The sequence below is a fragment of the Bacillus sp. mrc49 genome, assembly GCF_002803435.1.
The window spans coordinates 1-797 of record NZ_PHNG01000602.1; the positions used below are offsets into that span (position 1 = coordinate 1).

Consider the following 797-nt stretch of genomic DNA (forward strand, 5'->3'; position numbering starts at 1 on the left):
AATCATCTTCATCACTGGCAGCATCCGATTTACTTTTCGTAAATGAAGCTGAAAGTATAAGAAGCAAGTTAATGAAATAGATCGCAGCAGGAATTAAAAAGGCAAAGCCATAAAATAAATGATTGTTGGATAGAAACAAGATGATGAATGGCAATATCGTGGCACCAAGTGAGCCAAAAGCCTTTACCATGACACTCGCTGACCCAGCCGATTCAGGAAACATTTCCGTTAACGCCGGATATGTACCAGCATCCATGGCTGAGTTGGAAACTCCTGCCAGCAACGCAAACACGAACGCGATTTCGTATGTGGGGGAAAACGGAATCCCAAGCAAAAAAACTCCCATCAGGAACGAAGAGGTTATGATTAATGGCTTCCTGCCGAATTTATCTGACAGCACTCCCGAGAGCCCATAAGTAAGTAATCTCCCAACCCCTATCGCGGCAATGAGATAACTGATGCCTGTGGAATCCGTATTCCATTGCTCGGTTAACGAAGACATGTTTGAGGCAAGGATTATATTTACCATCCCTAGTAGAAAATAGTTGATGTACATGCCAGATGCGGCTTTATACTTTTTCATTATTACACCCCTATAATAAATCACAATGATCTTACTCCCCTAAAATTCTAAAAAACTGAATGTATTTAAGTCTCCCCTATATGATATCCATTTAACTGAAAAACCACTTTCAAAAAAAAATGCTAAGAAATACAAGGAATCACTCCCTGTATTTCTTAGCTCCGAGGTTTACCTCAAGTATCAAACCTTATTATGATAAATGGAGGTCAATCCC

The 797-nt window shown here is 40.0% G+C and carries 1 protein-coding gene; it reads right to left on the reverse strand.

Annotated features, from left to right (window positions below; all coding sequences use genetic code 11):
• A partial coding sequence (locus CVN76_RS06320) for an MFS transporter (protein ID WP_157805565.1) occupies positions 1-583 on the reverse strand: 583 nt, incomplete at its 3' end.
• Positions 584-797: the final 214 nt, after the last annotated feature.